Origin of the sequence: Arsenicitalea aurantiaca, assembly GCF_003994485.1 — a bacterium.
Classification (GTDB): domain Bacteria; phylum Pseudomonadota; class Alphaproteobacteria; order Rhizobiales; family Devosiaceae; genus Arsenicitalea; species Arsenicitalea aurantiaca.
Genome location: NZ_RZNJ01000003.1, coordinates 79,238 through 101,865 on the forward strand (window position 1 = coordinate 79,238; position 22,628 = coordinate 101,865).

A 22,628-nucleotide genomic window follows, 5' to 3' on the forward strand; every position below is an offset into this window, starting at 1 on the left:
CCGGCTCCGATCTGAATGAATTGCAGGCCTCGCCCCCTCACCCGTCCCACGCTGCGCGCGGTCCACCCTCTCCCACGAAGGGGAGAGGGGTGACGACTGAGGCCTCAGCGCGCGCCCTTCCTTCTCCCCTTGTGGGAGAAGGTGGCTCGCGCATAGCGCGAGACGGATGAGGGGTCTGAGATTTGGCGGCTCTATCTACTGCTGGGCGGAAACCCAAAAACCCCCGCCACCCGCACCCGCCACCCATCCGACAGATGCGCCTCGACCACACCGATCTCCTCCTGGGCGTGGACGAACCGGTCGGGCGTAACGAGGATGCCGCAGTGTCGCGCCCCCGCGCCGCGCCGCAGTCGAAAGACCAGCACGTCGCCGACCGCAGCAGCGCCCTCACGCTTCACGAGATGCCGCCCGGCTACCGCAATCAGCGCCGCCCGCCCCTCCTCCTCTCGCCAGTCGGGCCGATAGGGCGGCACCGTCTCGGGCTCCCGCCCATGGATCTCCCGCCACACCCCGCGCACGAGCCCGAGGCAATCGCAGCCGGCGCCCCGAAGCGACCCCTGGTGCCGATAGGGCGTGCCGATCCACTCCCGCGCGAGCGCTGCAATCCTAATGCCCTCGCTCATCTGACCAGCGCCCGCCCGTCGCGCCGATCGCCCTTTTTGGGATAGCGCAGGACGAAATCGCTGCCCGGAATGTGCGGGAAGCCGCGGAAATTGAGCCCGTTGGCAAATTTCTCGCGGCACGTCGCAAAGCGCCGGTCGCAGCCGGCCAGCGCCGTAAATCCGTCGCCCGGCACGACCCACTCCCCCACCGCCCGCGAAAAACTCAACACGTCCACCCCGCCGACCCGGTCATGCGCGACGATCCGCTCGTCGATCCCCACGCGCCGCCCGTCGCTCCAGCGCAATCGCCCGAGCCCGAACCAGCCCGCCTCGAACCCCGACAGCCCCGCAACCCGCAGCCGGTAGCGATCCTCGATCGCCAGCACGCTCCCGCTCGCGGAAAATGCCGGGCCCTCGACATTCACCCCGCAGCGCGCATCGCCCAGCTCCGCGTCGCAGAGCGGCTGGTAGAGCCGCCCCTGCGGCCGGCTCAGTGCATGCTGGCCCGAGCGCAGTTCGGCGCGAAACACCCCATCCTCGCGCACGATCTCCCCGATGCTCGCCCGCCGCACGAGGTGCCGGATCTCCGGATCGGGCCAATGGACGCGAAACGTCTCCACCACCGCCCCGTCATAACGCCCAAGAAGGATATCCTCCTCGGTGATCGCCTCGGCCCGGAGCACGCCTACCACCTCGGTCGTATCGGTCTGGGCCCCGAGTTTCCCGCTCACCTCCCCGCCATCGAGCCCGCCCGCCGGCAGATAGGTCTCGCCCCCGAACGCCACCGGCTCGTCATGGTCGGTGAACCCCAGCACCACTCCGTCGCTCCGCGCAATGCGCCAGCAGGTGCAGAGCCGCGTCGCTCCGCTCGCGATATGAGCTGCAAATCCCGGATCGAGCGCCCTCATGCCCGGATCTCCACCAGCGGGATCACCGGCACATCCGCCGCGTCGAAAGAGGAGAGCTCGATATCGAGCCGGTCGATGTCGAACCGCACCGGCACGTCGAACAGGAACCCCGCCGTCACCACCGCACCCGCAGCCGGCGCCGCCTCGAAGGTGACGACACCCGTCACCCCGTCCACCGAAAACCCGGTCTCCACCACCACCCCGTCGACGGCAAGCACGACACTCCCCGCCACCGGCTTGGTGATCGGGCGCCAATAGGGGTCGTGCGCCGCCCCATAGCGCTTCCTCAGCGCAAAATCGGTCCGCACCCCGTCGCCGATCCCCAGCGCCTGGTCGTCCGGCCCGGGCGCGCCATTGCCGTCCCTGGATGAAAAATCGAGCCCGTCGCGCCAGAGGAACCCATGAAACCGCCCGCGCCGCTCCTCGAAAAACGACAGCACCGCCTGCATGTCGGCCCGCGATTTCACCCCATACCCGGCATTGTAGCGCCGGCGCGAATGGGCCCAGCGCTGGTTGCGCTCCTCGGACCCGCTCTGGAGCGTTACCACATCGGTCGCCCATCCCGGCCCGCCCCGCGCCCCCAGCGCCACATCGAGCGGAAACCGCACCCCATGAAATGCCATCGTCACTTCTCCCAAACCCCCACCCAACCTCCCCCTGAAAAAGGGGGAGGAGCAGCGCAGTGCCTATGGCGAAACCCCGCCCCCTCCCCCCGCGTCCCTCCCCCTCTCAGGGGGAGGCCAGGTGGGGGTAAGGCCACACGCACAGACCCATCCATTGTCTTGACGTTGAGGTGCGAAGGCGCTGTGCCCCGCCAGACCCCCACCCCACCTCCCCCTGAAGAAGGGGGAGGAGCAGCGCAGTGCCCATGGCGAAACCCCGCCCCTCCCCCCGCGTCCCTCCCCCTATCAGGGGGAGGCCAGGTGGGGGTAAGGCCCCCCGCTCGACGCCCCCTAACTCCCCCGCGTGCCCCGCCGCACCGCGCGCAGCAGCATGGCGCTCACTTCGGCCTCGCTCGCCCGGAAGCTTCGCGCATCCGGGCTCGTCACGTTGAACGTCACGTTGACCGCCCCCGCGCCGCCGCCGGTGGCCACGCCCAGCCGCCCGTCGCTCCCGCGCGCCAGCGGCAGGATCGCCTCGGGCCCGGCCTCGCCCATCAGCCCCATGCGCCCGTTCCCCATGCCGAAATAGGCGGGCGCCGCGATCACCCCGCCCTTGGCGAAGGCCGTCACGCCCCCGAGCGCGGGGTTGGTCGCGGTAAAAAGGCTCTCGACGAGCCCGCCCACCAGATTGCCCACCGGCTTCAGCGCTGCCCGGAGCGCGATGTCGGCGAACGCCTTGCCGATATCGGCGAGCAGCGTCCGCAGCGACCGGCCCTCGGTGATCGCGCCGCGAAACGCATTGGTGAGCGAGCGCGACACCCCGTCCGCCAGCCTGCCGATCCTGTCGAGCTCAAGGCTCACATCCCCGAGCTCGCGCCCGAACCCATCGGAAAACACATCGTCCGCCATCATCTCGTCTCCTCGTCCGGAAAAGCCTCCATCAGCGCTTGCAGCCCGTCGCGCCCGAGCGGTCCGCCCCCGGCGCCCCGCCCGGTTACGCCCTCATGGGCGCGGGCGAGCTCCCGCGGCGTCATCGCCCAGAACTGGGCCGGCGCCAGCCGCAAGACCCCGAGCCCGAAGCGCATCGCCTCGGCCCAGGGAAAGGCGCTCAACTCTCGTCCCCGAAGGTCGCCTGCAAGAGCCGCACCGCGATCCCGGCCGCGCCGGTCAGCCCGCCCTCGATAGACATGCGCGCCAGCTCGTCGTCGGAAATCGCATTGCCCGCCCCGCGCAGGCCCGCTCCGAGGATCGCCGTCAGGTCGCGTGCCGAAACCCGGCCCGCGCCGAACCGTTCGGCCAGCCCCGCCAGATCCCCCGCGCCGAGCCGCGCCTCGAGCTCGGCCAGCGCCCCCAGCGTCAGGCACAACACCCGCGCCTCTCCCCCGATCACCGCCCCTACCTCACCGCGCCGCGCATTCACCATCCAGCTTCTCCTGCCAAATTCACCGTTCCTCTCCCTCCCCCTCCCAGGGGGAGGGTCGGGGTGGGGGTCGCCACAGGCACCAGGCCCCTAAACCGCAAACCCCAGCTCCCCCGCACTCTCCAGCGCCAGTTCGAACACCACTTCCCCTGCGTGATCGCCGGAAAACTCCAGCGCCACGATCTGGAACGGCCCCGAGATCGTGCCGAAACCGGGCAGGATCAGCTGCCAGTCACGGATGGCGCCGGCAAAGAACAGCGCGCGGATTTCGGCATCCGATTCCCGATCCTTGAAGATCCCCGCCCCCGAAACCGCGGCGCGCTTGATGCCGCCGCCCGCGAGCAGTTCGCGCCAGCGCCCGGCGCTCTCGGCGTCGGTCACGTCGATGCTCGCCGCGTTGAAGGCGATGGCGCGCGTGCGCAGCCCCGCCACCGTCAGGAAATCGCCCGACCCCGTCCGGTCGAGCTTCAACAGCATGTCCTTGCCGCTCTGGGCCGCCATGTCCAAATCCTCTCAAAAGTGAAATCAGCGCGGCTCGGAGAAGAACCGCAGCACCAGCACGGCGCGCGCCAGCCCCGTTGCCCGATCGATCGCCGTCTCGGTCCGCTCCTGCCGGCGATGGGTCACGCGTAGCGTTTCGCCACCGAGATCGGCCGAAAACGCAACCGAGAGGATGCGCTCGACGATCGCGAGCGCCGCCGCCCGGTCGGGCGAACCGGCCCATACATGAAGCGTCACCCGATGCTCGTGCCCGGGCGCCAGATCCCCGTCGCGCGCCAGCACATCGTGCCGATCGATCGCGACATAGGGCGGTTTTCGTCCACGCGGCGGGGCGTCGAACACCCCGTTCTCGCCGGTCAGCGCAACGAGCCCCGCATCCGCGCCGAGCCCCGAAACCAGGCTTTCCTGCAAAGCCATGATGGGGTGGCTCATCCGATCACCCTCCCCGCGCTGCAGGCACAGCTGAGCCATGCCCGCCGCCCGTTGAGATCACCCGCGCTCACCACGTCGAGCGGTTCTCCGCGATAGATGATCCGGTCGCCCGGCCCGATATCGGAGCGCCAGCGCAGCACCACCGCGTGGCTGATGGTCACCGCCCGCCCGTCCGCAAGCTCGCCGCGCCGTCCGCTCAGCACCCGCACCCGCGCCCAGGCCCGCCCGAGCGGGACGTAAATCACCTCGTGCCCGCCGCCCGGCAGAGGCGCCATGTCCCGCCGCGCCAGCTCCACCCGGTCGGTCAGCGCGCCGATCCCCGGCGCCCGCTCGCTCACAGCCGTACCCGGCGATAGGGCGCGAGCACCCGGTCGAACCCGCTCGGGATCACCGCACCCGACCCCGCGACGATCACCGCGTCCCGATGCTCGAACCAGTAAGCAACGAGCGCGAGGATCGCCTGGCGCAGATCCGCCGGCACGTCGCCGGGATCTTCGCCATGGCCCGCCACATAGTCGATCTCGATCCCGCCCCGCTCGCGCAGCCCCGGCGCGCCTGCAATCATGCGCGGCAGGAAAAGCCGCGCCGGGCTCACCGCCGTCTCGCGCCGGATCTGCGCGAGCGCGATCTCGTGGGTCTCCCCGTCCGCGCCGTAGCAGACGATCTTTTGCAGCGCGATCAGCGGCCCGACCGCCAGGGCGATCACCCGGTCGGCCGGCCAGGCATCGGCCACGAGCCGCCAGGTCTGGGCCATCAGCGCCCTGCCCGTCACGCCCTCGACATGCAGCCGCGCCGCCCCGATCAGCGTCTCGACCAGCCCGTCCTCGGCGTCGTCCTCGACCCGCAGATAGGCCTTCGCCTCGGCAAGCGAAACCGGCTCGCCGGGCGGCCCGGAAAGAAGATAGGAGGTCATCTCGATGTCCTGATTGATTTGGTGGTGGGGGGCGGAGGCAAGGCCCCGCTTTGATCCCGCAGTCGTCATCCCTCTCCCCTTGTGGGAGAGGGTGGATCGCGCGCAGCGCGAGACGGGTGAGGGGACTGAGATGCAGAGGCTCTTTCACCGAAGGGCCGCCCGATCCAGACCCCTCATCCGGCCCTCCGGGCCACCTTGTTCGGCTCGGAGCGCTCCACTGGAGCGCTCCGTGGCTGCGCCACCGCCTCCAAGTCCCACAAGGGGAGAAGGAAAAGGCGCCCTACTCCGCCGCGAACTTCAAAAGCTTGATCGCGTCGAAATCCTGCACCCCGCCGCCCACGCGCTTGGTGGTGTAAAAGAGCACATACGGCTTGGCCGAATAGGGATCGCGCAACACGTTCACCCCCTGCCGGTCGACCACGAGATACCCGCGGCGGAAATCGCCAAAGGCGATCGGCGTCGTGCCCGCGCCGATATCGGGCATGTCCTCGGCCTCGACCAGTTCGAACCCCATCAGGCTCGCCCGCCCGCCCGGGCTCGCCGCCGGCTGCCAGAGATAATTGCCGTCCGCATCCTTGAGCTTGCGGAGCGCCCCTTGCGTGCGCCTGTTCATCACCCAGTTCGCGTTCTGCCGATACCCCGCCTTCAGCGCATAGACGAGGTCGATCAGCACATCGCTCTCATGGGCATCAGGAAACGCCCCCGCCTCACCCGTCGCAACATAGCCCAGGCTCTCCCACGCCCAGTCCGCCTCGGCGACCTGCGGCACGTCGAGAAAGCCGCGCGGCTTGTTGACGCCATTGCCCCCGATGAAGGCCGCCGTCTCCTGGGCCGCGAACGCCGCGTTCACCTCCTCGGCGATCCACTGGCCGACATCCACCGCCGCATCGTCGAGAAAGGCGCTGGTCGCGGCCGGCATGGCGTAGAGCTCGGCGGTCGGGAAATCGAGCGCGTCGATGGTCTGGCTCGCCGTCTGCGGCCGCGCCGCCGTCTCGGCGACCCAGCCGACCGCCGGCCCTGCCAGCGTCACCGGCTTGCGATAGACGCTGCTCGACACCTGCCGCACGCTCGCAATGGCGCGGATCGGGGAAATCCCGGTCAGCAGCCGGGAGATCTCGGTCTCGGTCTCGGCCGGCACCAGATACCCGCCATCGGGGTTCGAGCCGATCGAGAGCGCCTTTTCCTCACCGCGCTTCACATAGGCGGCAAAGCCCTGCTTGTACTCGTCATTGGCCTCGATCCGTCCGCCCTCGAGCCGGGGCCGGGCGCGGTCCAGCGCCTGCCGGTCGATGGCCGATTTCGCCCCGTCGAGCACCGCGTTCAGCCGCTCGAGCTTGTCCTCGGTCAAAACGTCGACGCGCCCCCGGCGCTCGATCTCGGCGAGCCTTGCGTCATTGGTCTGCTTGAACTGCTCGAAGGCTGACATGAAGGTCGAGAACATCCCGGCCACGTCCCCCTCCCCGCCCGTCGCCGCCTTGATCTCGAAATTGCTCGTCTCTTCGCTCATGAAACCCTCACTGGTTGGCAAAAACGGAAAGCGCGGCGGACAGGGCCCGCTGCGCCTTTTGGTGTGCGCCCTGCCCCGCGCCGGCCGCGATCCGCGCGCCGGCCATCATGGGGAAGGTGACGATGGAGATTTCCCAGAGTTCGACCTGCCAGAGCCGGCGCGGCCCGCCGCGCCCGTCCCGCGTCGCCCGCACGGTGCGAAAGCCGATGGAGAGCCCGTCGAGCGCCCGCGTCTCGATCAGGCGCCTGAGCGCATCGGCCCGCGGCACGCCCGCCAGCAGCCGTCCCCGGGCGAAAAGCCCGAAGCCATCCTCGCGCAACTCCTCCCAGAGCCCGATGGGCTCCTTGGGGTCGTGCTGGAACAGCATCCGCACCCGCCCGCGCTCGACGAGCGAGCGGGAAAAGGCGCCCGGCATAACGATGTCCCCGCCATCGTCGGGCACGCCGAAAATGCTGGCATAGCCGGCAAAACGCCCCTCGGCGTCGATCGGAATGGGCAGCATCAGCGCTTCCCGGTCCGGCCGGCCGGGCCCTCGGCAGACCGCCCCTGGGTCGCGCTCTGCCGCGCGACGCTGCCGGCGAGGTTCCAGGCGAACTGGCGGAACACCTGCTGGGCCATCTCGGCCTTGGCGTCTGCCCGCGGCTGACGCACCGGTTTCGGAGTCTTCTGAATCACTTAGTCCCTCCGCTTGAAGAGTTGATTGAGGTGGGCGATCTCGCTGACGAAGGCGTTGAACCGCCGGTTGGCGGTCGCCAGTTCGCGCAGCGTCCAGACCAGCAGCGCACTCGCGCCGCTCGCCCACAAAAACAGCGCCAGATGCGCCAGATCGCCCCGCTCGGCGACCGTCCGGGTGAGTTCGTCCATGATGATGTCTTTCAATTGCTGCCGACGACGCCGCCCTTGCGCGCTTTGGCGGCGCACGGCAGACTGGAAGGAGGGAGGGCGCAGCATGCCCACGGTCCTTCGGCTCGACGGCTTTCGCTTCTTTTTCTACAGCGGCGAAAACGACGAACCGCCGCACATCCATGTTGAAAGCGGGGACCGGATCGCCAAGTATTGGCTGACGCCCGTAGAGCTGGCGTTATCAAAGCGCTTCAGGGCGCACGAGCTATCGAGCCTGCGCGCTATCGTCACCGCTAACCGATCCATGTTCATCAAGGCCTGGCATGAGCATTTTGACACTCAACTCTGATCCGCTGGCGACCGACGTGCGTGTCGAGGACGGGTTCCTCATGGTCACGCTCGACGACGGACGCATGCTCTCGGTGCCCATCGAATGGTTCCCGCGCCTGCGCGATGCCGCTCCCGCTGCGCGGCAAAACTGGCGCCTGATCGGCCGGGGCGACGGCATCCACTGGCCCGAGATCGACGAGGATATTTCCGTCATCGGTCTCCTCGCCGGTCGTGCCGCCCGCCCCCGCGCGGCCTGATCCCTACCCCGTCACCCCCACCAGCGCGCGCTTTTCGGCGTCGCTGAGGAAGTCGGCGCTGCTTACCCGCGCCCAGAGCGCCGCTCGGTCCTCGGCCAGCGCCTCCACCCCATCGAAATCGGGCGTCAGCACCAGCTTTCCCCCGAACGCCGGCGACAGCCAGTTGCCCAGATCGTCCGCCACGCGTTCCACCAGCGGCATCACCGTCTGGCGCCAGAGCGCGCGATTGGCCTCGACGAGGTTCGCGTACGTATTGTCGCCCGGAATGCCGAGCAGCATGGGCGGCACGCCGAAGGCGAGCGCGATCTCCCGCGCCGCCCCGTTCTTGGCCTCGATGAAATCCATGTCGCGCGGGCTGAGCGCGATCGTCTTCCAGTCGAGCCCGCCTTCGAGCACCATGGGCCGGCCGGCATTGGCCGCGCCCTGAAAGCCGATCGCGAGTTCGTCCTTCAGCCGCTCGAACTGCTCGGGCGTCAGATTGCCCGCAGCCATCGAATAAACGAGCGCGCCGGATGGCCTGGCCGCATTGTCGAGCAGCGCCTTGTTCCATCTGGACGCCGCGTTGTGGATATCGAGGCTGGTCTGCGCGGCTTCGAGCGGAGCCATGCCGTAATGATCATCGAGCGGATGAAAGAGCGCCATGTGCAAGACGCTCGGGATCGGCTCGGCCTCCTGGCTCAGCCGCATCGTGCGCCCGCCGGCGGTGTAGCTATAGGCGACCGGCCAGCCATCGGCGCCCGCCACCACCCGCATCCGGTCGGGCCGGAGGCAATAGAGCCCCTTGATCTCGCCCTCCACTGTCACCGCTTCGAGATAGGCATTGCCTGCCGTCTGCAGATAGGCATAGACGCTTTCGAGCATCTCGCCACCCGACTGGCGCGGATTGGGCCGCGCCAGCAGGTCCAATGCCGGATGCTCGCTTAGCGTCTGCCCACCCTCGCGCGCCTTGAACGGCACGCGATTGGCCGCTTCCGCGATCAGCCGCACGCAGCGATAGACGATCGGGTTGCGCCCGAACCCTTCGGCGGCAAGGCTCGAAAACCCCCGCCGGCTCCACTGCGCATCCCCCGCCCCGGTCATCGCGAACACCGTCTGCGCCCCCGCAGCCTTCCGCTCCCCCGGCCCCCGCAGCCTCTCCAGCCACTTGCCCATCGCCTTGCCTTCCTTGAACCTTCACCGAATTCATATTATGTAGCAACGTAGCTACAACTGGAGCATCGCCATGCCCGAGACCGTCATCACCGCCCGCGCCTTCAACCAGGATACGAGCGCCGCCAAACGCGCCGCCGAAGCCGGCCCCGTGGTGATCACCGATCGCGGTCGCCCGACCCATGTGCTCCTGACCGAGGCCGAATACCGGCGCCTTCGCGGCCGGCCACAGAGCCTGCTTGACGCGCTGGCCCAGCCCGGCGGCCCCGATACCGATTTCGATATCGAGCTTCCCGCGCGGACCGTCGAACCTGTCGGCGCCGATATCGAACCGTGAGCTATCTGCTCGACACCAACGTCATCTCGGAAATCCGCCGACCCGAACGCGCCAATCCGCAGGTCCGGAGCTGGTTCGCCAGCATCGACATCGCCGATTGCGCCATCTCCGTCGTCACCCTGCTCGAGCTTGAAACAGGCGTTGCCCGCGCATTCCATCGCGGGCTCCCTCACGCCGAAATTCTGCGGCGCTGGCTCGACGCGCAGGTCGTGCCGGCCTTCGCCGATCGCATCCTCTCCGTCGATACCACCATCGCCCGGCGCTGCGCCGCGCTTCACCTGCCCCAGACCCGCCCCTATGCCGATGCCCTGATCGCCGCGACCGCCCTCGTCTCGGGCCGCACGCTCGTCACCCGCAATCTTACCGACTTTGCCGGCACGGGCGTGCCGCTGCTCGACCCCTGGGCCGGCTAAAGCCCCCGTAGCCGCGGTCTTGTCGCGTCCACCAGCATCAGCTCGGTCAGCGCCCAGACGAGCGCGTCCACCCGGTCGGGCGAATGGCCCTCGGCCCGTCCATCGGCGCCAAAGGCGCACATCTCGTCTTCGAGTTCGGTCAGCCCCTCGGCATGGGCGACGAGCCCGCGCCCATAGAGCGCCGCCACCGGCTCGGCCCGGAGCCATTTGCCGCGATTGGCGCGCACCGCCTTCACCGGCACATCCGGGTCGACCTGCGCGATGACGGCCTTCACCAGATCCCCACCCTGGTTGACCTCGGCGATGATCGCGTCTGCCCCATAGGCATGAAACGACGCCACCGCCCGGCGCGCCCAGCCGAGCGGGCTCGCCGGCTTCAGCGTCCGGTCCTCGAGCACCACCGCGCCCTCGCCCGCCCGGCCCGCAACGATGATCCCGCAGGCGTCCGACCGGCTCGTGCCGGTCACCGGGGGATCGACCGCAATGACGATCCGCTCGGCCGTCACGCCTTCGGCCCGGCGGAACATCGCCCGGCTCCAGAGCGCGTCGGGCAGATCCTCGATCATCTCGCCATCGAGTTCCTGGCGCCCCAGCACCGAACCGCGATACCGCCCCACCACCGCCTCGAGAAAATCGGGCGCGAGGTGAGCGGCATTGTCACCGGTCTTCATCCGCGTCACCGCCGTGCGCGGATCCGCCAGAAGGCGCTTCAGGAGCCGCGTCGGCTTCGGCGTCGTCGTCGCGATCTGGCGTGGGCAGTCCCCGAGCCGCAGCGAAAACTGCAGCATGTCCCAGGCGGCTTCCGCATCGGGCCATTTGGCGACCTCGTCGCACCACGCCGCCGCAAATTGCGGGCCGCGGAACCGGTCCGGGTCGGAGGCCGACATCACCTGCGCCACCGCGCCATTGGGCCAGTGCACCATGTTGCCGCGCACCACCGGGCGCTCATCCGAGCGGTGAATGGCGAGGAGCCCGCTCTCCCCCCGCACCATGACCGCCATCGCCTCGATCATCGTCTCGCCGACGAGCGCGATGGGCGAGACCGGGCGCTCGGCGGTCGCGATCGCCCGCACCCATTCGGCCCCCGCCCGTGTCTTGCCCGAGCCACGCCCCCCGATCAGCAGCCAGCTCGTCCAGTCCCCCGCGGGGGCCAGTTGTTCGGGCCGCGCCCAGCTCGTCCAGTCGCAAAGCAGCGCCTCCACCTCGTCATCGCCGAGCGTGGCGACGAACTCAGCCCCGCTTGAGCCGGTCAATGCGATCCGCCAGCGATCTGCGCAGCGCCTTCATGTCCCGGGCCCCGCCGCGCTCGTCTTTCGGCTGCTCGGCGGTTTCGAGCGCGATCAGCTTTTCGAGCGTGCGGGCCATGTTGCCCAGCAGCGCCACTTCCTTGTCCCCTGCGTCCTTCATTCCGTTCTCCACTTGCACCAATTGCCGGTCCAGCAGGCCGAACATCCGGCCAATGATCCGCGCCCGGTCGACCTTGCGCATCGTATTGCGCCCCAGCCACCCATCGAGCCGCGCCCGGCGGCTCACCGCCCAGGGCTTCAGCCCATGGCGTTCGGCGATCTGCGGGATGGTTTCGCCCCGGCCCTCATAGGCCTCGCGGATGGCCGCCCAGTCCGGCCCGCGCGCATCGCCATCCATTGCCCCTCCCCTTCAGCCCGACGCAACGGCATCGCCCGCCCGTTGGTTATCCACGGGCGAGGTGCCGCTATGCCGTCGAGCGTGATCGCCGACTACACTTACGATGATGAGAGCGAGACGCTCTTTGTGCGCTTCCGCCCCAGCGGGCGGCTCTACGCCTATCTCGAGGTTCTCCTCGAGACCGTCGCCGCACTCGACGCCGCGACCTCCAAGGGCCGCTATTTCAACGCCCGGATCCGGGACGCCTTCGCCTTCGTTGCGATCGAACCGTCTGACCCGATTTCCCGACCATAGCCGAACTCTAGCATTCCCCCGTCACGCGGGGATAAGTCATCGGCCGAACCGGCTTTCGAAGGCGGCCTTCACCGCCTCGCGGTCCCCTTCGTAGTCGAGCCCGGAGAGCGCTCGCGCGAGCGCCTCCTCCGCCATGCGGCGCGCGACATCGCCATAGCGCTTGGGCGCGAGCACGCAGAGCGTCGCAAGGCTGTGGAGAAGCCGCAGCACCACCTCGACCTGCCCTGCCCCGTCCCGCGCGATGGGGCGGAACGCATCCTCCATGATGTCGCGCATGTCGAGCCGCGGCACCGTCACCCGCTCATATTCCGGCGCATCCTCGAGCGTGAGGCTTTCATCGTCGAGCGTCCCCACCACCCGCACCAGCGTCCCCAGAACGTCGATCGCCGTCCCCGGATCGTTGATGCCGGGCGACAGCGCGCGCGAGGCGATCTCGTTGAGCACGATCAGCCCGAATCGCGGATCGTGCTCGAAGGTCCGGTTGTCCCCGACGACGAAGCAGCTCGCGACCTCGCCAGCCAGCGCCTCGTCGACCGGCCCGACGATGATCGCGACCGGCCGCCCCGGATCGACATAGGCGCCAGGGCGGGCGGTCACGTGAACGAGGACATTCTTCTCCTTGGCGAGCGCGTTGAGCCCGGTCGGGTTGAAATGCTGCACATAGCCGATGCGCGGGGCATGCACCGCCACCCCCTCCGGCAGGGTCTCGGGCTGCGGCGCGCACGAAAAGAGCGGCGCGTCGGCCACGGCCTGGAAGGCGCTGGTCGCGGCCTTCTCCACCCGGTCGATCGTGCCGCCCACCCGGCCCATTCCCGAGATCTGTCCGATCCAGGTGATGAGCGCCATCACCACCAGCACCACCACCCCGATGGTCACGACGAAAAGGATGAGCCGCCCCGCCTCGCTGTAGACGCCGCTCGAAAGCCCCAGGATGCCGACCACCGAGAACATGAAGGCGCCGATGAAGACCGAGATCGCCGTCTGCGCCCGCCGGTCCTCGGCGATCAGCGACACCGCGCGCGGCGTCGTCGTCTGGGTCGCGGACGAGAGCGCGCTCACAAGCGTCGACAGCGCGAAGACCGCGACCGAAAGCATGGAGGATGCAACGATGGTGAGAATGGACGTCACGGCGTCCGACGGCATGGTGAAGGGCAGTTCGTCCGGCGTGAATCCCGCCGAATAATAGGCGATCGCCACCGTCCCCGCCGCCACGAGCGAAAACGCCGCAGGCATGAACCAGATCTGCCGCGTCATCCGGTTAAGGTGGAACCGGATCTGTCCCAGCCTGTAGCCAAGCTTCATTGAAATATGCCCCCCGAAACTATCGGAGGTTAAAGCCCGGCGCGCCCGCCGGTTCCACGCATGGTGATGAAGCTCAGTGCCTGGGGCGCAGGAGGGATGGGGTCATGCCCCATGGCCGCGCGAGGAAAGCCCGTCGCACAGCCCGTGTGCCCTGCGGCTCGGTGCCGCCCGGTTCGGGCACGAAAAGCTCGTCCTCGGCCCGCCTCGCCTGGCGCGCCCTGAGCCGCTCGCGCACAAGGACGCTACGGCTCGTCGTCGAACCCTGGATCCTCATCCCTCACCTCCCTTGAACGAAAGGCAGAACCGCCCTCTTTGCGGAGCGTTGGACGGCAGGATCGTCTCTGCCGTCGTGAGGAGAACTCGGGGACCGCCGTGGGGTTCCGCCCCCACCTTACATCGGCATGCCGATCGTGATCACGCCCGTTGCGCGCAGCGTCATCCAGACCGCCATCGCGACCATCATCACATTCTCGGTCAGCGAGACGAAGCCGAGCGGCACGTTGCTCGATCCCCCCACGCAGGCGCATTTGAGTTCGCGCCGGTCGATATAGACCGCCTTGAACACCGAGACCGCCCCCACCGTGCCGATAAAGAGCGCGATCGGCACCGAAAGCCAGGTGAGCGCGCCTGCGATCATCAATATCCCCGCCGCGCCCTCGGCATAGGGGTAGATATAGGAATAGGGCACCCAGCGCTTGGCGAGCAGGTCGTAATTGAGAAACATGGTTGCAAACGTCTCGACGTTCTGGAGCTTCAAAAGCGCCAGCACTGCCATCGAAAACGCGATGAACCATTCGGCCGCCGCAATGGTCAGCGGCGAGCCGAACGCGGCGAAGCTTGCCGCCATCGCCATCAGCGCCGTCATCGAAAAGAGCGCCATCACCGGCCGGTAGCTCACCGCCTTGGGGTCGGCGACGGGCTTGCCGAAATGGCGCCGCAGATCGTCATAGCCGCCGATCCGCTCGCCCGCGATGAAGATCTGCGGGGTCGTCTTCACGTCGTGTTCGGCCTTGAACCTGTCGGTCTCGGCCCGGTCGCGCAGGGGATGGTCCTCGACGGTGAAGCCCTGGCGCTTCAGCAGGTCGAGCGCTTTGAGCCCATAGGGGCAGGTGTGGGTCGGGGTCACCATCCGGTAGAGGCTGGCCATACGGGTCGTGCTCATTGTCGTCGTCCTTGTCGGCAGGGGTCTGCGCACCCCATATGGGGTCCGTACCATGATACGGAGTCAAGGGATGGACACGACAATCGGTGGCCTCGCCCGCGCCGGCGGGGTCGGGGTCGAGACGATCCGCTACTACCAGCGCCGCGGCCTCCTGCGCACCCCTGCGCCCGGCCCGGGTTACCGCCATTACGATGCCGAGGACCTGCGCCGGCTGCGCTTCATCCGCTCGGCCCAGACCGCCGGCTTCACCCTCGCCGAGATCGCCGAGCTCATCGCGCTCGATGCGAGAAGCGACCGCCCCCGGGCCCGCGAGATCGCGCGCTCGCGCATCGCGGTGCTCGACGAGAAGATCGCCGAACTCACCGCCGCCCGCGCCGCCCTCACCCATCTCGCCGACGCCTGTGGCGCCTCGGACGACGGCCCCTGCCCGATCATCGATGCGTTCGCCCTCGACCACCACGAGAAGCGGATCGCGCCCTAGTCCGCGCCGCCGGCTGCCATCAGCGCCGGCCAGTCCGCCAGCAGATGCTCGCGGGCGCGTAGGCCGCCCGACCGGCTGGGGCGTTCCTCGTCCTGGTCGAGCCGGGCGAACACCAGCCGCCGCCCGTCGCGTTCGGCCCACCCCACGAACCAGCCCCAGCCGCGCGCGCGGTCGAAACTGCCATCAGCCCGGCGCGGATAGGCCGAACCGGTCTTGCCCCAGACCCTCCACCCCCCGCCCGGGGTGCTCTCTTCGATGATCGCCATCGTCCTGTCGCGCGCTCCGGCCGGTATGGGCAGTGTCCCGTTGACGAGCCCGGAGAGGAACGCGACCTGTTCGATAGGCGAGATCTTCAGCGAGGAGCTGATCCAGCCCCGTTCCAGCCCATTGTTCTGCCCCGGATCGCCCGAAAAATCGGCGTTGCCATAGCCGAGCCGTCGGGCCCAGTCGGTCAGCTTGGCCTCGCCCAGTTCAGCGGCGAGGAGCTGCGAATACCAGACGATCGAATGGCGCATCCAGCGCGCGGGGTCGGCGGGCCGTGTCCATTCCGCCCCGCCCCAGTCGGGATAACCCGGTCGGAAGTCCCGCGTCGGCGCATCGGCGCTCTCGAGCAGCCCTTCGGCAAATCCGATCGTGGCGAGCGCGATCTTGAAGGTCGAAGCGGGGGTCACCTGCGTCCGGCAATCGCCGGTCTCGACGAGCAATTGTCCTGTTGCCGCATCGGCGAGCACCGTGCAGACCATGCGCGCCTGCGCCGCGCCGCCCGTGACGCCGAGGCCGAGCGCAAAAAATCCGGCAAGCAGGACTTTGCGCATGCCTAAAACCCCTCCGGCGGCTCCCAGTCGGGCCAGTCGGCCACATGGTCTTCCCATTCGCCCGGCTTCACGTCCTTTTCGTTGATCGTGCGTCCGCGCACCGAAACGCCCACCTGCACCACCGTTTCGGGATCGCCCGAAACCAGCGGATGCCACCAGGCGAGCCCCCTTCCCTCGGCAAGCCGGCGATAGGCGCAGGATTTGGGGATCCAGCCGATGGTCCGCACGTTCTGCGGGTCGAGCTTGATGCAGTCGGGCACCTTGGCCTGGCGGTTCGGGTAATCGGTGCAGGCGCAGCTTTCCCCGTCCAGCAGCCGGCAGCGCACGTCCGAGGTATAGATTTCGCCCTCGTCCTCGTCCTCGAGCTTGACGAGGCAGCAGCGCCCGCAGCCATCGCAGAGCGCCTCCCATTCCTCGGGGCTCATCTCTTCGAGAGTTTTTTCTTCCCAAAAGGGCATAGCGTAACCTTGCCTGAACGCCGTCACGATCATATTCGAGCGAGTGCCTTGCGCTCGAAGCGCGATTTCACGAAAATCGGCACTTCAGGTTCAGAGGTCGCACGTGCAGGATCCCTTCTACCATAAAGAGAAGCGGCGCAAGAAAACCAGCATGCTGGCCGCCGACGCCTGGCTGGATTCCACGCTCTACGAGTTCTGGCAGTCGCTGGGCCAGGGCTATCGGCGCTTCCAGGACTTCATGTCGGTCTTTCACGTCTCCGGCATCAAGCGCTTCTTCGTCGAGATCACCTCCGATGCCCTGACCTTCGGGGCCATCGGCGCCGTCCTCATGACCGCGCTCGCGCTGCCGGCGTTCGATGCCACCATTTCGGGCCGTTTCAATCAGGCCGAGGACATCTCGGTCATCTTCCTTGATCGCTACGGCAACGAGGTCGGCCGGCGCGGCATCCGCACCGATGATTCGGTCGCGCTCGACAAGATGCCCGATTCCCTGATCAAGGCGACGCTCGCGACCGAGGACCGGCGCTTCTACGAGCATTTCGGCATCGACATCATCGGCACCGCCCGCGCGCTCGTCTCCAATACCGGGGGCGACAGCAGCCTGCAGGGCGGCTCCTCGCTCACCCAGCAGCTGGCCAAGAACCTCTTTCTGACCTCCGAGCGCACGCTTGAGCGCAAGATCAAGGAGGCCTTCCTCGCCCTCTGGCTCGAAAGCCATTACACCAAGGACGAGATCCTCAAGCTCTATCTCGACCGCGCCTATATGGGCGGCGGCAATTTCGGCGCGGCAGCCGCCGCCGAGTTCTATTTTGGCAAGAAGGTCACCGACATCAGCCTCGCCGAGGCGGCAATGCTCGCCGCGCTCTACAAGGCGCCCACCCGCTTCGCCCCCCATGTCGATCTCGCGGCCGCGCGTGGACGCGCCAATCAGGTGCTGACCAACCTGGTGGACGCAGGCTTCCTCACCGAGGGCCAGGTGACCGCCGCCCGGCGCAATCCGGCAACCCCGATCGACCGCTCGGCCGAAGCCAATTCGCCCAATCACTTCCTCGACTGGGCCTTCCAGCAGACCAAGCAGATCATCGGCAACAACCCCTCGCCCTCCTATGTGGTGCGCACCACGATCGATCCTGTGCTGCAGTCCTATGCGGAGGATGCGGTCATCTCGACCGTGCGCGAGCAGGGCGAGCAATATGGCGTCTCCGAAGCCGCCATGGTCGTCACCGAGCCCAATGGCGCCATCCGGGCCATGGTCGGGGGCACCGATTACGGCAACAGCCAGTTCAACCGCGCCATCGTCTCCACCCGCCAGCCCGGCTCGGCCTTCAAGCCCTTCGTTTATGCCGAGGCCTTCGAGCAATTGGGCATGGATCCCTCCACCACCATGTCGGACCGGCCGGTCTGCATCGGGGACTGGTGCCCGCAGAATTACGGTCGCAACTATCGCGGCTCGGTGTCGCTCGAATCGGCCTTCGCCTCCTCGATCAACACCGTGCCGGTCACCCTTTCGATCCGCACCGGCCGCGAGCCGATCGCCGAGCTCGCCCATCGCATGGGCATCCAGAACGAGTTCCCGGTCACCCGCTCCCTCGCGCTCGGGGTGGCTTCGGTCAGCGTGCTCGACATGACGTCGGCCTACGCCGTCTTTGCCAATGGCGGCTACAAGGCGCAGGGCTATGGCATCACGCGCATCACCACCCTGCGCGGCGACGTGGTCTACGATGTCGATGACAATCCCCCGCCTGAGCGCATCCTCTCCGAGCGCACCGTTGCGGGCATGAACAAGATGATGCGCACCGTGGTCACGGGCGGCACCGGCCGGCGTGCCGATGTGCAGGGCGTCCCCGCCGTCGGCAAGACCGGCACCACCACCTCCTATCGCGATGCGTGGTTCTGCGGCTTCACCGGCAATTACGTGGCGTCCGTCTGGTTCGGCAATGACGACTACCGCCCCACCCGCGACCTCACCGGCGGCCTCCTGCCCACCATCGCCTGGCAGAAATTCATGGCCTACGCCCACACCAATACCGAGATCAGGCCGGTCTTCGGTGTGGATTTCACGCCTGAGCCCTTCATCATCATGGCCGCTGAGGATGGCGCTGCGCCCGAGCTCACCGCCGAGCGTCCCCCTTCGCTGAAGCCGGCTGCCGCAAACAAGCTCGTCGATGTCGCCGAGCGCTTCCGCAACTCGCTGCGCACCGTCCTGCCCCAGAGCGACCAGGCCTCGCTCGCCGTCACCGCCGCCGAAGAAAGCCTTTAGCGATTGCGCTTCGTACTGAACCTTCTCGCCATGTTCGCGGTGGCGCTGGCGGTCGGATTCGGGCTGAGCTATTACGCGCTCACCGATGGCCGGCTTTTTGCCGCCGTGCAGGTGGGCCCCTGGTCCACCTGGCCGCAGATCGGCGCGCCGAGCCCCGATCCCTACACCCGCGCCTATCTCGCCCGCACCGGCGCGATGCAGCTGGGCCAGGCCGAGGGGCTGCAGTTCATCGCGCATACCGATAGCGACGGCCAGCCGCTCGAGCGCGCCTGCACCTATCGGCTCGCGGGCACGACGCCCGTCGCGAGCTTCTGGACGCTGGTCGCGGTCTCGCCCCAATGGGTCAATATCGCACCCTCCGGCAGCGCCCCGGCGCTCCACAGCACCCGCATCGCGCGCGAAAACGATGGCAGCGCCGTCATCGCCGTCTCCCCCCGGCTCGCCACCGGCAACTGGCTCGAAACCACGGGCGTGGGTCCGTTCTGGCTCGTCCTCACCCTTTACGATGCCACCGCCTTCTCGGGCTTCGGCGGCACGGTCTCGAGCCTGCCGGCGATCACGCGGGAGGCCTGCTGATGGTGCGTACGCTCCTCTGGCTGCTCTCGGGCCTCGTGCTCGGCATCATCATCCATATTGGGGTGATCCTCGCGCTGCCGGCCTATGCCACCAACGACGTCTGGAGCCGGGTCATGGCGCTCGGGGGCGGCAATGGCGAGATCGTCGTGCTCGATCCGGTCGTCCCGGGCACGCCCAATCCCGTGCAGCTCGATCCCGAACTCGCCTATGCGCTCTGCCGGATCGACCTGCGCGAAGGCCCCGGCGTCGTCAGCGGCACCATGCCCGACGGGTTCTGGTCGCTCGCGGTCTACAATCGCAACGGGGTCGTCCTCTACTCCACCACTAATCGCGACGGCATCGGGGACACGCTCGATCTCGGCATCTTCAACGCCCAGCAGACGCGGCTCCTCGCACGCCAGCAACTCGATATCGCCGAGGGCCTGCTGATCGTCGAATCGCCGGTGGACGACGTCTTCGTGCTCGTGCGCCTCGCCCTGCCGCACCAGGCGGTCCGCGCCCGCTATTCGGCGGCGCTCGCCGACATCGTCTGCGACAATCTGCAGTCCTGAGCGCTCACTTGGGCACCACCGGCCCCGAATACGGCCGCCCGTACCGCGAGGGGATCGGCCCGGCGCTCACCCCCGGCGCGACGCCCTTGCTGCCATCCCCGCTGAAGGCGAGCCCGCCGCAAAACCGCCCGCTCATCGCAAGCGCCACATCGGGCGCCATGGCGTTCAGCAACGCGTCCACCTCCCGCACCTCGGCATGCGGGGTCTCGACCAGGAGATTGTCGAGCGCGAACCGGTAGGACTGGTAGCGATAATCGAGCGCCCGAGCGAACCAGGCGATATGGGCATCGTTCTCGGCCCGCCGCGCCCGCACATCGGGGCCCGCATTGGCCGTCAGCCGCCCCAGCTCCCCAAGCGCGATCGCGCGCTGCCGGTCGATCTCGATCACCCTGCAGATGATCGCGAACGTCGCCGGGATGGTCGCCATATCGGCCTTCACATCGTCCGCAATCCGGTTGTAGCGCGTGCGCGAGGAGCCGAATCGGGTCGAGACCAGCCAGTGGTGATAGCGGTTGATCTCGAAGGAGAGATCGGTTGGCCCGGTGAGCCGCGTCCGCTGCAGTTCCACCGCCGCATCGAACATCCAGTCGCGCGCATGCGGCGCAGTCAGGAACCGCCAGACGCGGTCGTGCATCTCGCGCTCTTCGTCGGACTGGTTGAAGCCCGAGACCGGCTCGCCGGCATAGCGGGCGCGATGCGCACCGGCGGCCGGCAGGATCCGGTCGTGGATCACATCGGGCGCGGCGCGGCCGAAATCCCCCGTCGGGCGCGTCACGCACCCGGCGAGCATCAGGCAGGCGAGCGTCAGCCCCGCCCCCTGCGCGATCACGCGCGAAAGCCTAGCCACGCTTGCGCTTCGGCTTTGCCGATTGCGGCGGCTTGCCCGGCAGAACCGGTGCTCCGCGCTCATATCGAATACCTGTGAACAGCACCACCTTCGCCCCCCCGGGCGGCGCCGACCGAAGGCTGGGCTTGCGGGCCTCGCCATCCAGTCTGATCAGCTGTCCCACGAGTCCTGCCTCCGTGGTCTGCCGGAAGGCGCACCATGCCCTTCCGCCGGCGGGGACGACGCAACCCCGCCAATGCCATTAAGGGTTCGTCAAGGTTAACAGTCCGCTAACGAATTCTCTGAAATAGTGGCACAACCTGTTGCGCGCCTGCGCATGGGGGGTATCAGGACGTTTCATGATCGGTTTCCAGCCCTACGAAACCTTCCAGCTGCTGATCGAAAGCGGGGGGGTCGAACGCACCAACACGCTGCTCGTCGCAGCGTGCGACGCCTATGCGCGCCGGGGCAAGCCGACGGCAGCCGAAACCGAGCAGTTCACCGCGCTCGCCACCCGCCTCTTTCCAGAAGCCGCGCCCGCCGCGCGGGTCAAGGCGGCCACGACGCTCGGGCGCTCCGAGCATCTGTCCGCGGCCCTCGAGCAGCTCGTCACCGCCCATCTGGGCGAGGACCTCGCCGACTACATCGTCACCGCCCCGCGCCTCTCCGAGCCGACGCTCCTCAAGCTCCTCGCCGATCCCGCGCCCCATATCGGCGCGGCCATCGCCCGGCGCGGCGATCTCACCGCCCCGGTCCTTGCCCGGCTCTTCCAGATGAACAGCCGCAAGGTCTATCGCGCACTCGCGTCCAACATTGCGATCGTGCCGCGCGGCCCCTTCCTCAGCGCGCTCGCCCGCTCCGCCCAGATGGACCACCAGGTCGCCTGGTCGCTGGCGGCCCGCGGCGATTTCGATTGCGCGCTCCTTGCCCCGGCCTTTTTCGACCTCACCGAGACCGACCGGCTCAAGGTGATCACCGCCTTTGCCCGACGCGAGACCCCGAACGCGCCCATCCGGCGCACGCTCGAGCAGCTGTCCGTCGCCATGGACGAGCTCACCCGCGCGCTCATGAAGCTCTTTTCGGAGAATCGCCGCCCCGAGGTCACCCGGCTCCTCCACCAGATCACCGGGCTCGACGAGGTCCGCTGCGGCCAGATCGCCCATGATACGAGCGGCGCCGCGCTTTTCGTCGTCCTGCGCGCCTTCGGCTGCACCGCCCAGACCGGGCTCAAGGTGCTGATCCACGCCACCTCCCATGATGAGGATCGCTCACCGGCCCTCGCCATGTTCACCCGGCTCTTCGAAACCGTCGGCGTCGATGCCATGGCCTTCCTGATGAGCGCCTGGCGGGGCGATGTGAACCTGCTCGAACTCACCCGCCCCCAATACCAGCCCTTCACCCCCGAAAGCCGCCGCACCCCTCAATCCGCCTCCATCCCCAATCCCCGCCTCGAAGAAGCCATCCAGGCCCTCGCCCGCTTCGGCACCCGCGAAGCCGGCTGAGCGGGATTTTCCGGGGTTGCGAGGGGGCGCGCTCGAACCCCCACCCAACCTCCCCCTGAAGAAGGGGGAGGAGCAGCTCGGTGCCCCCGCCAGCCTCCGAACCCTCTCCCCGCGTCCCTCCCCCTATCAGGGGGAGGCCAGGTGGGGGTAAAGCCACACGCTCAAACCCATCCAAAACACACGAAAACCCGACCCGGCCGGGGCCTACCCCACCACCGTTACGCCAAGATCGAGTCCGCGCATGTCGATGCTGATCACCCAGAAATCGGGGTCGAACTCCGCCTCGCGGGCGATGCGCGCGCGGATCTCGGCGGCCGGAACGCGGGAGAGGCGCAGCTGGAACTGGTGGTCGGCCTCGTCGGTGCGCAGCACCGATGGCAGCGGGGTCAGAAGGCTCCCGGTGCCGTCGAGATGGTCGACTTCGATGAGGATCTGCCCGGCGATCGGGTCGCCCCGGCGCGAGATCACGCAGAGCCGGCCCAGATCATTGTGCCGGCGCACGAAGGCGCCGACCCAGAGGTCAGACCGGAGCGCGGCCATCGT

The 22,628-nt window shown here is 68.3% G+C and carries 34 protein-coding genes; 10 read left to right on the forward strand and 24 right to left on the reverse strand.

Features of this window, described 5'->3' with window-relative positions:
* Window positions 1-191: 191 nt before the first annotated feature.
* The 14 genes from EMQ25_RS08915 to EMQ25_RS08975 form a co-directional block, all read right to left on the reverse strand.
* A complete protein-coding gene (locus EMQ25_RS08915) occupies window positions 192-623 on the reverse strand; it encodes an NlpC/P60 family protein (protein WP_127188237.1) in 432 nt (143 codons plus the stop codon).
* Window positions 620-1,510, reverse strand: coding sequence for a DUF2163 domain-containing protein (locus EMQ25_RS08920; RefSeq protein ID WP_127188238.1), 891 nt, complete (start codon window positions 1,508-1,510; stop codon window positions 620-622). The genes EMQ25_RS08915 and EMQ25_RS08920 overlap by 4 nt, the downstream gene beginning before the upstream one ends.
* Window positions 1,507-2,133 carry a DUF2460 domain-containing protein gene (locus EMQ25_RS08925; RefSeq protein WP_192895650.1) on the reverse strand — a complete coding sequence of 209 codons (627 nt, stop codon included), beginning with the start codon at window positions 2,131-2,133 and terminating at the stop codon, window positions 1,507-1,509. The genes EMQ25_RS08920 and EMQ25_RS08925 overlap by 4 nt, the downstream gene beginning before the upstream one ends.
* A 330-nt stretch (window positions 2,134-2,463) precedes the next feature.
* On the reverse strand, window positions 2,464-3,021 hold the full coding sequence (locus EMQ25_RS08930) for a phage tail tape measure protein (RefSeq protein ID WP_127188683.1): 558 nt from the start codon (window positions 3,019-3,021) through the stop codon (window positions 2,464-2,466).
* On the reverse strand, window positions 3,021-3,224 hold the full coding sequence (locus EMQ25_RS08935; protein ID WP_127188240.1) for a rcc01693 family protein: 204 nt from the start codon (window positions 3,222-3,224) through the stop codon (window positions 3,021-3,023). Before EMQ25_RS08935 ends, EMQ25_RS08930 begins: the two co-directional genes overlap by 1 nt.
* Window positions 3,221-3,535, reverse strand: a complete 315-nt coding sequence (locus EMQ25_RS08940) for a gene transfer agent family protein (RefSeq protein ID WP_127188241.1) — start codon at window positions 3,533-3,535, stop codon at window positions 3,221-3,223. Before EMQ25_RS08940 ends, EMQ25_RS08935 begins: the two co-directional genes overlap by 4 nt.
* A gap of 87 nt (window positions 3,536-3,622) precedes the next feature.
* Window positions 3,623-4,033: a phage major tail protein, TP901-1 family gene (locus EMQ25_RS08945; RefSeq protein WP_127188242.1), complete on the reverse strand. Its 411-nt coding sequence runs from the start codon at window positions 4,031-4,033 to the stop codon at window positions 3,623-3,625.
* Between the two features lie 24 nt (window positions 4,034-4,057).
* Window positions 4,058-4,465: a DUF3168 domain-containing protein gene (locus EMQ25_RS08950; RefSeq protein ID WP_158626012.1), complete on the reverse strand. Its 408-nt coding sequence runs from the start codon at window positions 4,463-4,465 to the stop codon at window positions 4,058-4,060.
* On the reverse strand, window positions 4,462-4,803 hold the full coding sequence (locus EMQ25_RS08955; protein ID WP_127188244.1) for a phage head closure protein: 342 nt from the start codon (window positions 4,801-4,803) through the stop codon (window positions 4,462-4,464). The genes EMQ25_RS08950 and EMQ25_RS08955 overlap by 4 nt, the downstream gene beginning before the upstream one ends.
* On the reverse strand, window positions 4,800-5,378 hold the full coding sequence (locus EMQ25_RS08960) for a head-tail connector protein (protein ID WP_158626013.1): 579 nt from the start codon (window positions 5,376-5,378) through the stop codon (window positions 4,800-4,802). The genes EMQ25_RS08955 and EMQ25_RS08960 overlap by 4 nt, the downstream gene beginning before the upstream one ends.
* 280 nt (window positions 5,379-5,658) lie before the next feature.
* On the reverse strand, window positions 5,659-6,885 hold the full coding sequence (locus EMQ25_RS08965; protein WP_127188246.1) for a phage major capsid protein: 1,227 nt from the start codon (window positions 6,883-6,885) through the stop codon (window positions 5,659-5,661).
* A gap of 7 nt (window positions 6,886-6,892) precedes the next feature.
* On the reverse strand, window positions 6,893-7,387 hold the full coding sequence (locus tag EMQ25_RS08970) for an HK97 family phage prohead protease (RefSeq protein ID WP_127188247.1): 495 nt from the start codon (window positions 7,385-7,387) through the stop codon (window positions 6,893-6,895).
* A complete protein-coding gene (locus EMQ25_RS18040) occupies window positions 7,387-7,560 on the reverse strand; it encodes a hypothetical protein (protein ID WP_158626014.1) in 174 nt (57 codons plus the stop codon). The genes EMQ25_RS08970 and EMQ25_RS18040 overlap by 1 nt, the downstream gene beginning before the upstream one ends.
* Window positions 7,561-7,749 carry a hypothetical protein gene (locus tag EMQ25_RS08975; RefSeq protein ID WP_127188684.1) on the reverse strand — a complete coding sequence of 63 codons (189 nt, stop codon included), beginning with the start codon at window positions 7,747-7,749 and terminating at the stop codon, window positions 7,561-7,563.
* 85 nt (window positions 7,750-7,834) lie between these two features.
* On the opposite strand from EMQ25_RS08975, the gene EMQ25_RS08980 reads away from it, so the two are divergent.
* On the forward strand, window positions 7,835-8,077 hold the full coding sequence (locus EMQ25_RS08980) for a DUF4160 domain-containing protein (protein WP_127188248.1): 243 nt from the start codon (window positions 7,835-7,837) through the stop codon (window positions 8,075-8,077).
* Window positions 8,052-8,315, forward strand: coding sequence for a DUF2442 domain-containing protein (locus EMQ25_RS08985; RefSeq protein WP_127188249.1), 264 nt, complete (start codon window positions 8,052-8,054; stop codon window positions 8,313-8,315). The genes EMQ25_RS08980 and EMQ25_RS08985 overlap by 26 nt, the downstream gene beginning before the upstream one ends.
* A 3-nt stretch (window positions 8,316-8,318) precedes the next feature.
* Here EMQ25_RS08985 and EMQ25_RS08990 read toward each other — a convergent pair whose 3' ends face one another.
* The gene (locus EMQ25_RS08990) at window positions 8,319-9,467 is read right to left on the reverse strand and encodes a phage portal protein (RefSeq protein ID WP_127188250.1); all 1,149 of its coding nucleotides are present in this window, start codon (window positions 9,465-9,467) and stop codon (window positions 8,319-8,321) included.
* A gap of 70 nt (window positions 9,468-9,537) precedes the next feature.
* Between EMQ25_RS08990 and EMQ25_RS08995 the strand changes: the two genes are divergently transcribed.
* Window positions 9,538-9,801 carry a type II toxin-antitoxin system Phd/YefM family antitoxin gene (locus tag EMQ25_RS08995; RefSeq protein WP_127188251.1) on the forward strand — a complete coding sequence of 88 codons (264 nt, stop codon included), beginning with the start codon at window positions 9,538-9,540 and terminating at the stop codon, window positions 9,799-9,801.
* Window positions 9,798-10,214 (forward strand): type II toxin-antitoxin system VapC family toxin, encoded by a 417-nt coding sequence (locus EMQ25_RS09000; RefSeq protein ID WP_127188252.1) that lies wholly within the window; start codon window positions 9,798-9,800, stop codon window positions 10,212-10,214. Before EMQ25_RS08995 ends, EMQ25_RS09000 begins: the two co-directional genes overlap by 4 nt.
* On the opposite strand, the gene EMQ25_RS09005 is transcribed toward EMQ25_RS09000, so the two are convergent.
* The gene (locus EMQ25_RS09005) at window positions 10,211-11,467 is read right to left on the reverse strand and encodes a DNA-packaging protein (RefSeq protein WP_127188253.1); all 1,257 of its coding nucleotides are present in this window, start codon (window positions 11,465-11,467) and stop codon (window positions 10,211-10,213) included. The two genes, EMQ25_RS09000 and EMQ25_RS09005, sit on opposite strands and share 4 nt — an antisense overlap.
* Window positions 11,445-11,858: a hypothetical protein gene (locus tag EMQ25_RS09010; RefSeq protein ID WP_127188254.1), complete on the reverse strand. Its 414-nt coding sequence runs from the start codon at window positions 11,856-11,858 to the stop codon at window positions 11,445-11,447. The genes EMQ25_RS09005 and EMQ25_RS09010 overlap by 23 nt, the downstream gene beginning before the upstream one ends.
* 69 nt (window positions 11,859-11,927) lie before the next feature.
* Between EMQ25_RS09010 and EMQ25_RS09015 the strand changes: the two genes are divergently transcribed.
* On the forward strand, window positions 11,928-12,152 hold the full coding sequence (locus EMQ25_RS09015; RefSeq protein ID WP_127188255.1) for a KTSC domain-containing protein: 225 nt from the start codon (window positions 11,928-11,930) through the stop codon (window positions 12,150-12,152).
* 36 nt (window positions 12,153-12,188) lie between these two features.
* On the opposite strand, the gene EMQ25_RS09020 is transcribed toward EMQ25_RS09015, so the two are convergent.
* From EMQ25_RS09020 to EMQ25_RS09030, 3 genes are all read right to left on the reverse strand, one after another.
* Window positions 12,189-13,454, reverse strand: coding sequence for a DUF2254 domain-containing protein (locus tag EMQ25_RS09020; RefSeq protein ID WP_127188256.1), 1,266 nt, complete (start codon window positions 13,452-13,454; stop codon window positions 12,189-12,191).
* A gap of 73 nt (window positions 13,455-13,527) precedes the next feature.
* Window positions 13,528-13,728 carry a hypothetical protein gene (locus EMQ25_RS09025; RefSeq protein ID WP_127188257.1) on the reverse strand — a complete coding sequence of 67 codons (201 nt, stop codon included), beginning with the start codon at window positions 13,726-13,728 and terminating at the stop codon, window positions 13,528-13,530.
* 117 nt (window positions 13,729-13,845) lie between these two features.
* On the reverse strand, window positions 13,846-14,616 hold the full coding sequence (locus EMQ25_RS09030; RefSeq protein ID WP_127188258.1) for a glutaredoxin family protein: 771 nt from the start codon (window positions 14,614-14,616) through the stop codon (window positions 13,846-13,848).
* Window positions 14,617-14,668: 52 nt separating this feature from the next.
* On the opposite strand from EMQ25_RS09030, the gene EMQ25_RS09035 reads away from it, so the two are divergent.
* Window positions 14,669-15,097: a MerR family transcriptional regulator gene (locus tag EMQ25_RS09035; protein ID WP_204569955.1), complete on the forward strand. Its 429-nt coding sequence runs from the start codon at window positions 14,669-14,671 to the stop codon at window positions 15,095-15,097.
* On the opposite strand, the gene blaOXA is transcribed toward EMQ25_RS09035, so the two are convergent.
* Window positions 15,094-15,912: a class D beta-lactamase gene (gene blaOXA, locus EMQ25_RS09040; RefSeq protein ID WP_127188260.1), complete on the reverse strand. Its 819-nt coding sequence runs from the start codon at window positions 15,910-15,912 to the stop codon at window positions 15,094-15,096. The genes EMQ25_RS09035 and blaOXA overlap by 4 nt on opposite strands.
* 2 nt (window positions 15,913-15,914) lie before the next feature.
* Window positions 15,915-16,370 carry a YcgN family cysteine cluster protein gene (locus tag EMQ25_RS09045; protein ID WP_127188261.1) on the reverse strand — a complete coding sequence of 152 codons (456 nt, stop codon included), beginning with the start codon at window positions 16,368-16,370 and terminating at the stop codon, window positions 15,915-15,917.
* Window positions 16,371-16,521: 151 nt separating this feature from the next.
* Here EMQ25_RS09045 and EMQ25_RS09050 point away from each other — a divergent pair, with 151 nt between their 5' ends.
* From EMQ25_RS09050 to EMQ25_RS09060, 3 genes are read left to right on the forward strand one after another with little or no spacing between them, the layout of a single operon-like run.
* Complete coding sequence (locus EMQ25_RS09050; protein WP_244606538.1) at window positions 16,522-18,630, forward strand: transglycosylase domain-containing protein; 2,109 nt, start codon at window positions 16,522-16,524, stop codon at window positions 18,628-18,630.
* Window positions 18,631-18,633: 3 nt separating this feature from the next.
* Window positions 18,634-19,206: a DUF1214 domain-containing protein gene (locus tag EMQ25_RS09055; protein WP_127188263.1), complete on the forward strand. Its 573-nt coding sequence runs from the start codon at window positions 18,634-18,636 to the stop codon at window positions 19,204-19,206.
* Window positions 19,206-19,757, forward strand: coding sequence for a DUF1254 domain-containing protein (locus EMQ25_RS09060; RefSeq protein WP_127188264.1), 552 nt, complete (start codon window positions 19,206-19,208; stop codon window positions 19,755-19,757). Before EMQ25_RS09055 ends, EMQ25_RS09060 begins: the two co-directional genes overlap by 1 nt.
* Before the next feature lie 4 nt (window positions 19,758-19,761).
* Here EMQ25_RS09060 and EMQ25_RS09065 read toward each other — a convergent pair whose 3' ends face one another.
* Window positions 19,762-20,604, reverse strand: coding sequence for a hypothetical protein (locus EMQ25_RS09065; protein ID WP_127188265.1), 843 nt, complete (start codon window positions 20,602-20,604; stop codon window positions 19,762-19,764).
* Between the two features lie 338 nt (window positions 20,605-20,942).
* On the opposite strand from EMQ25_RS09065, the gene EMQ25_RS09070 reads away from it, so the two are divergent.
* A complete protein-coding gene (locus EMQ25_RS09070) occupies window positions 20,943-22,085 on the forward strand; it encodes a DUF2336 domain-containing protein (RefSeq protein ID WP_127188266.1) in 1,143 nt (380 codons plus the stop codon).
* 204 nt (window positions 22,086-22,289) lie between these two features.
* Here the strand turns inward: EMQ25_RS09070 and EMQ25_RS09075 are convergent, their stop codons facing one another.
* Window positions 22,290-22,625: a DUF1491 family protein gene (locus tag EMQ25_RS09075; protein WP_127188267.1), complete on the reverse strand. Its 336-nt coding sequence runs from the start codon at window positions 22,623-22,625 to the stop codon at window positions 22,290-22,292.
* Between the last annotated feature and the right edge of the window lie 3 nt (window positions 22,626-22,628).